The 6,751-nt window shown below is 69.3% G+C and carries 5 protein-coding genes, 1 tRNA gene and 1 pseudogene; 1 reads left to right on the top strand and 6 read right to left on the bottom strand.

The features are described 5' to 3' along the window. Positions 1 to 542: pseudogene (locus ACH4PU_RS31060) on the bottom strand (hypothetical protein); the annotation flags it as partial. A 905-nt stretch (positions 543 to 1,447) separates the two neighbouring features. On the opposite strand from ACH4PU_RS31060, the gene ACH4PU_RS31055 reads away from it, so the two are divergent. Beyond that, a complete protein-coding gene (locus tag ACH4PU_RS31055) occupies positions 1,448 to 1,759 on the top strand; it encodes a hypothetical protein (RefSeq protein WP_398279478.1) in 312 nt (103 codons plus the stop codon). 94 nt (positions 1,760 to 1,853) lie between these two features. Here the strand turns inward: ACH4PU_RS31055 and ACH4PU_RS31050 are convergent. The 5 genes from ACH4PU_RS31050 to ACH4PU_RS31030 all read right to left on the bottom strand — a co-directional run bounded on the left by ACH4PU_RS31050 (position 1,854) and on the right by ACH4PU_RS31030 (position 6,728). Further along, positions 1,854 to 1,930: transfer RNA gene (locus ACH4PU_RS31050), tRNA-Lys, on the bottom strand. Positions 1,931 to 2,253: 323 nt separating this feature from the next. Continuing rightward, positions 2,254 to 3,138 (bottom strand): hypothetical protein, encoded by an 885-nt coding sequence (locus tag ACH4PU_RS31045; RefSeq protein WP_398279476.1) that lies wholly within the window; start codon positions 3,136 to 3,138, stop codon positions 2,254 to 2,256. A gap of 160 nt (positions 3,139 to 3,298) precedes the next feature. Beyond that, complete coding sequence (locus tag ACH4PU_RS31040) at positions 3,299 to 4,552, bottom strand: MFS transporter (RefSeq protein ID WP_398279473.1); 1,254 nt, start codon at positions 4,550 to 4,552, stop codon at positions 3,299 to 3,301. A 143-nt stretch (positions 4,553 to 4,695) separates the two neighbouring features. Then, complete coding sequence (locus ACH4PU_RS31035) at positions 4,696 to 5,877, bottom strand: peptidase M23 (RefSeq protein ID WP_398279470.1); 1,182 nt, start codon at positions 5,875 to 5,877, stop codon at positions 4,696 to 4,698. Between the two features lie 5 nt (positions 5,878 to 5,882). Continuing rightward, entirely contained in the window at positions 5,883 to 6,728 is an 846-nt protein-coding gene (locus ACH4PU_RS31030; RefSeq protein ID WP_398279467.1) for a hypothetical protein, read from the bottom strand. Positions 6,729 to 6,751: the final 23 nt, after the last annotated feature.

Raw genomic sequence — 6,751 nt, 5'->3', positions numbered from 1 at the left:
GGCTTCGGGTCCGGCGTCGGGTCGGGCTTGGGATCCTGCCCCGGATCCGGCTTCGGGTCCGGCGTCGGGTCGGGCTTGGGATCCTGCCCCGGATCCGGCTTCGGGTCCGGCGTCGGGTCGGGCTTGGGATCCTGCCCCGGATCCGGCTTCGGGTCCGGCGTCGGGTCGGGCTTGGGATCCTGCCCCGGATCCGGCTTCGGGTCCGGCGTCGGGTCCGGCTTGGGATCCTGCCCCGGATCCGGCTTCGGGTCCGGCGTCGGGTCCGGCTTGGGATCCTGCCCCGGATCCGGCTTCGGATCTGTGCCGGGCTCCGGATCGTCGGGAACCCCGATCTTCACCACCTTCGGCCTGGCCTTGCTCTTGGCCGACGCCTTGGTCGCTTCGGCCTTCGTGGTTCCGGGCTCATCTGAGACGTTTTTCGCCGCCTGGACATCGGTAGCGCGTGGCGCCGCGGACGCGTGTGGAGCAGCAAGCATGCCGGTCGCGGCGACCACAGCAGCTGTGGCTGTCGCTCGCAGCACGCGAATTCGGGTCTTACCCATACAGAAATCGACCTCTCTCGGAGGGGTTTATGAGGAGGCAGGTGCCTATCGGCTCCATGCCCCCTGCTTGGTGGTTAGATGATGCCTCAATACGCCTGTGGATAGATTTTCCAAATACAGCGCACGCCGCCCGAATTGCTCTAAGCGCTCCGGGTTCTCACCTTTCGTGGTCCGATGGCCTATCCCCGTAGGAGATCAGCAGCTTCTGCCCGGCTGGGCATTTCTTGGTGAAGTCGCCCCGGGGGAAGCCCTGAATCCAGATGGGGCGGCACTCGTCAGTGGAGTAAGGCGGCCGACGCCAGTGACCGCAGACCCAATGCCCGGCGGGAGTGCGACCTTCTGCGACTGCGCGGGCGGCGGCGAGCTCGAAAGAAGCTGCCTCTGGCCGGCGGAGAGAGATACGACGGAACTGTTCAGGGCGGAGCCCCGATCGACGTGCGATGCCGCGGACGGGCTGGTGGACCTTCGGGGAGTCCATGCGTCAGGCCATAGCGCAGCACCGCGCTCTGGGAGCGCCGCCGCAAGCGTGCGACTCATGCCGTCGGTCGCCAGCCAATCGATCAGTCCGCCGTGGATGCGTATTACCTCGGCCGGGGTTGTGCACTGACTTCGGTAGCACTCACTCACCGACCTGGCGGGCGCTCAGCAATCCGGGAGGTCATGACGGTTCCCTTTCACAGCAGCGGGTGGCGGCACAGTCCCGCGATTATGGACCGCAAAGGCTGTGGACAGATTCCGCGGATTCGACGTCTCGGTTCGGCAAGAACGGCGGCTCAGAGCGCAGAGTGTCGTGGCTATTCAGGTGAAGAGACCTGGGTCCAGGGCATCAGGCAGCGTCGCAGCCTTTCGACCGAGGAGCGCCACCCATGCCAGCCCCCGGTGCGAACCCGGATACGGTGGGACCCATGTCAACGATTCCTGTGCGCAGTGGTGATGAAGCTCTGGAGGGCATGCGGGCCTCGTCTGACCGTCCGCTGGTTGCGGTGGCTGCGCTGTACCGGTTCAACGGCCAATGCGCGCGCATAAGCGTTCATACTCCGGATTGCCCGGTCGTGCCGCAGAACGGGGTAGCCGTGGATTCCAGCGGACGGTGGAAAGTCAACCTGGTGTCGCACACGGCGGTGGACAGCCTGCTGGCGGGGGCCGCCCGGAACGGCATCAAGCAGTTGCTGAAGTGCGTGCGGTGTGGCGGGGCATCAGCTGCGGCCCGGGGGTGAATCGACGGCGTCGGCGGCGCGTGCTCGAAGGGCCGTCCCGACGATGGTCTATGCGAAAAGGGCCCTCACCGGAGTGTGGGCCCTTTTCGCCGACTGGTGCGCCACCAGGGACTCGAACCCCGGACCTGCTGATTAAGAGTCAGCTGCTCTAACCAACTGAGCTAGCGGCGCGTCGTCATATTACATGACGAGTGCCGCAGTTGGCTGCGGAGATTCCGCGGCACGGTCGGCCCCCTTGATTGCTTCGAGGGACCCGCCGAATTCAGGCTCGCTCAGTGAGCCCCGGGGAGGTGTGCCGCGCACCGCCGGGTCGGTGTGCGCAGGGACGACGGTAGTTCTGCCGGTGCAGAGGCGCGTCCGGCAGGGTGATTCGTGGGGACGGGGCTGGCACCTGAGTCCGGTGGCAGCCTGCAGACCGGCGGGGGCGCATCTGTCCGGGCCAGACGGGTCTTCCACTCCTGGATGCTGACCGCATCCACGTCCCCCGGCAGTGATTACCGCAGGCCGCGCTCCACGAAACTGGCCAAGCTGATCAGCTTGACCTCGTCCTTCCAGACTTCACCGCCGCCGGACACCAGCGGGTTGCTCGTTCGCCATCCCGAAACGGCTTCCAGAACCGCTCGCTCCAAGATCAGCGCCTCTTGATAGTCGGAGGTGTCGAAGGTGTCCACGATCCGTGCTCCCGCCGACTCGTGAGTCCGCAGCCGCCGATCGCTGCTACGCGTAGTGACGCCCACCTTGAACAGGCCAAGGCGGTGGTAGTGGGCAATGTAGACACGATGTGGAGCTTCTTCATCGCGAAAGCCCATGCACCGCGGACACGTCTGCGTGTCGAGCATCTCGTCGTGCCGCTCCAGCGCATCGGCGATCACCGGGCGCAGGGCTGCGGGGTGCAACTGCAGCCATTCGGCGACCTGCTCGACAGCGTATTGCCGATCGGGCCAGTCCAGCACGTCCAGAGCCTCCATCAACAGGTGATCGCGCTCCCGCTGGCTCATTTCCCGCCGGTCGACGTTCCAACGCACCACCACGGCTCGCGAGAGGGCCCGCAGGTCCGCGGTGAACTCTGGGGACCGTTCGAACCAGCGGCACGGATGGGCCGCAGGGAAGTTGCTCCAGCCGTACCGGCGTTTGAGCCGTCTCCTCAGCCGCTGTTCCTCAGCGCTGCGCATATCCCGCCCGTACAGGACGCGACCGCCGCCGTGTTGGATCTTCGCGTTCGCGGTCACGGCCCACCGGACGTCCACCATCTCGCGACCGTGGGCGCCCAGCGCCTCCCGGCGCTGTTGGAGGTACTCCTCCCCCTCGGCTCGCGACAAGCGTCTGAGCTGCGGGTACTTCGATATCGCATCGGGGTGGATGCGCGTCTGCCATGCCATCGGCGTCACTCCTGGATCTTGGTACGGCGGGGGACGCTACCTGGCAGGTACGACACTGGGGCTGCCCTCGGCACGATGCGGCCGCGAAGATCAGGTGACCTGCACGCCACGTCTTCAGCGCACGCGTGCGCTTGGGCTGCGCTGCGACGGATCGCGCGTTCTACCGGGGCGGGGACAGCGGCACAGGGGTTGGAGCGGCTGAGGGGTTGAGCCGGCGGCGGGTTGCAGCAAGGACCGCGCACGCGAAGGCGGCTCCCGTCATGGCGATGAGGGCGGCCGCCGCCGGCCCGCGGGTTCCGGCGGCTCCGGCGAACGCGGTGCCGGCGGATTGCCCGAGGCCGAGACAGGCGATCAGCCAGGCGGATGCCTCGCCCAGGGTGCCAGGCGGTGTGAGATCGCCGAGGAGGGTGAAGGCGGTGATCAGCGAAGGGGCAAGGACCAGTCCGGGTACGGCTGCGGCGGCGACGGCCCACAGGGGGTCGGGGTTGGCCGTTTGCGGCAGGAGCGCGAGGAAGAGTGCTCCGGATGCGCACAGGAGTTGGACGGGCGGGGTGCCGGGCCACTGGCGGCGGCCGTAGAGCAGGCCCCCGGTGAGGCTGCCGACGGCGAGGGCGGCCGGTATCAGGGTCGACAGGTAGGGGGCGTGGTGGCACTCGGCTGCAGTGAGGGCGACGACGTTGAGGGAGCCCAGGGCCATGCCGGTGCCGAGGAATGCGATGGCGAGTGCGCGCGGGCCCGGGGCCTTCAGGGGGCTGCGCCGGTGCGTGGCCGTTGGGGTCGGCTTCCAGGTGCGGGCTGGGTCGGCTGTCAGGAAGAGCGCGGTGCCGGCGAGCCCGGTGAGGGCCGTGGTGGCGAGGACCATCGTGGAGCCGGCGGCCAGGTCGAGGAGGAGGACCAGTAGCGGGCCGACGATGAAGACCAGTTCCTGAGCACAGCCGTCGAGTGCGAGGGCGGCCCGGCGCTCGCTGTCGGCGTGCAGGAGGCGGGGCCACAGCACCCGGAGGGCGGCTTCCAGGGGTGGGGTGGCCAGGCCGGCGAGTGTGGCGAGGAGGGTTGCGGTGGTGGGCTGGTCGGCGGGGTGGATGAGGGCGAGGCCGGTGAAGGCGGTGGTGGACAGGAGGATGGTGAGCGTGAGGGTGAGGGTGTGGCCGCGGCGGTCCAGGAGTCGGCCGAGCAGGGGCTGTCCGAGTGCGGTCGTCAGTCCGTAGACAGCTGCCAGGGTTCCGGCCTGTGCGAGGGATCCGTGGCCGGCACGGACGGTGAGGAGGATCGCCAGGGGGGCCATGGCGACGGGCAGGTGTCCGATGACGGCCCCGGTCAGCAGGCGCGTGACGTAGGGCGCGGTGAGGATGTCGCGGTAGCGGGCTGTGGCGGCGGGGATGGAGAGTTCTGCGGTGGCGGTCGCGGTGGTCACGCGGTGGCTGTCCTTTGGGTCAGGGGGCTTCGCCTCTGCCGCGGGCGGCGTGCGAGGGGCGGGCAGGCGGTTGCGCCTGCGGTGAGGCAGCCGAGGTTGTGGTGGCCGGCCCGCCCCGGTGGCGGGTACGGAGCGGGCGGTGGTCAGCCGGCTTTCGGGAAGTGCGGCGGGGTCCATCCCACGTATTTCGCGCCCCACTTGGTCTCGATCAGGTCGGCGTCGACGACGTCGATGTAGCCCGAGCGCAGGATGTCGTTGGAGGCGATCTTGCCGCCTCCGAGGTAGACGGCTATGTGGCCGGCGCGGTGGCCGGTGTCCCAGTACATGAGGGCGCCGGGCGGGGGGTGGCGGTCGCCGTCGTGCCGCATGTCCTTGGGGACGACGTTGTAGTGGTCGATGGCGTAGTTGACGCCGCTGAAGCTCCAGCCGTAGACGATCGCGGTGAAGGCCAGGCAGCGTGCGTACCAGCTGCCGGTGGAGTTGCTGCCGGCGTGGGACTTGGCCCAGGCGATCGCTTCGGCGACGGAGCGGGGGTTGTTCAGGGTCCAGGTCTGCTTGCCGTCGCTGAACTTGCCGCCGCCGGTGCCCTTGGTGTCCTGGGCGTCGCACTGGCCGCGGGTGGATGCCTGGGTCGCGCCGCCGTCGGTTTTGCCGGTGGTGCCGGTGGTGCCGGTGGCGGTGCCCTTGCGGTCGAGGTTGATGCCGGCTTCCTTGGCGATGCCGCGGATTTCGGGTTCGTGGCCGGCGTAGAGGCCGCGGTAGCGCTCGTCGGGCTTTTCGATATCGGCGGCCACGTCGCCGGGCGGGCGGGTCTGCCAGTTCTTGATGTGGATGAGCCCTTCGTTGGTACCGCGGCCCTTGAAGAAGGATTCGGCGGCGAACTTCGGCTCGAGGATCTGTGCGCGGGTGCCCCAGTCGGCGGAGGGCCGTTGCTGGAACAGGCCGACGGAGTCGCGGTCGCCGTAGTGCAGGTTGCGGATGCCGGATTCCTGCATGGCGGCCATCAGGGCGATGAGGGTGGCCCGGCCGGGCAGGCCGAGCTGGGCGGCGACACCGTCGATGATTTTGGCGTTGGCGACTTGTTCCTTGCGCACGCTGCCGGTGGACTGGCCGGAGCTGCTGGAGACCGGGGAGGCGTCGTCGGTTCCCGCTCCGGTGTCGGTGCATCCGGCCGTCGAAGCGCCGCCGCCGGGGGCCATCATGCCCATGAGCATCAGCAGGACGACGAAGATGGCGCCGCCGATGATTCCGAGCTTGAGGGCGAAACCTTTCTTCACGGCGCCGCTTGCTTGCAGGGCGGCGTGGATGAGTTCCTTGTTCTCCACGCCCGTTACTCCTCGACGCCCAGCAGGCGGGTGACCATCCACGGTTCGCCGGAGTCGGCGCGCTGGATTTCGGTGGTCAGGTCGCGGGTGTAGGTGTAGGTGTCGGTGCCCTTCACCTCGACGGTGACCTTGGCCCGGCGGTAGACGCGCAGGTCGGTGTCCGGGGCGGGACGCTGGCTGCCGGAGGGGCTGGTGAGCTCGATCTTGGTGGTTTTCGCCTCGAGGGCCTGGGCGGCGACCAGGCGGTCGAAGTCCTTGTCGCCGTGGCGGCGGAGGTTGTCCACCAGGGGCTTGGAGGCGTAAGGGGCGGCTCGTTCGACGGACGCGGTGTGGCTGCCTTCCTGCGGTGGCCGGCGGGTGCAGTATTGCGTCAGGAATCCCTGGGCGGCGGCTTCCGGCGTGGTGGCCGGGCTGTGGCTGGGGGTGGGGCGGACGGGACGCGGGTCCGGTGGAGGCGCCTCGGCGGCCGGGGCGGGCGAGGCGGTGGCCGACGGCTTCTTCTTCTGCGCGTGGTCGTTGGTGTCGTCCGGGGAAAGCCAGGCGCCCACTGCCACGGCGACGGCGATGGCCGTGGCCAGCAGCGGCAGGCCGACGCCGTACTCCGGGACTCGGCGGCGTTCCTTCTTGACCCACTCGGTGCGCTGCTCCCGGTGGGCGGAGCGCCATGCCTTTCTCGCCCGGCGGCGCTGGCGGCGCGGCAGGGCGGCGAGCTCGCCGGGGAGTTCCTCGGTGCGCAGGGCCTGTCGCCATTCGGCGGCCGTGCGGGGGGAAGGGGTCGCCGGCTGGCCGGCGGTCTGGTCGTGCTGCGGCTGGGATGGGGCGGAGATGTCGCGGCGGTGGTCGTGCTGCATGACGGGGCTCCGTGCGGGGTGGT

The sequence above is a fragment of the Streptomyces sp. NPDC021100 genome, from assembly GCF_044333095.1.
In the GTDB taxonomy this organism is placed as follows: domain Bacteria; phylum Actinomycetota; class Actinomycetes; order Streptomycetales; family Streptomycetaceae; genus Streptomyces.
The sequence above is the reverse complement of the archived record's forward strand: the minus strand, read 5'-3'. Positions and strand labels throughout refer to the sequence as shown.

Bases quoted from the DNA above. Each gene is read 5' to 3' on its own strand.
- ACH4PU_RS31030 (WP_398279467.1), bottom strand. From the start codon at position 6,728: ATGCAGCACGACCACCGCCGCGACATCTCCGCCCCATCCCAGCCGCAG.
- ACH4PU_RS31055 (WP_398279478.1), top strand. From the start codon at position 1,448: ATGTCAACGATTCCTGTGCGCAGTGGTGATGAAGCTCTGGAGGGCATG.
- ACH4PU_RS31045 (WP_398279476.1), bottom strand. From the start codon at position 3,138: ATGGCATGGCAGACGCGCATCCACCCCGATGCGATATCGAAGTACCCG.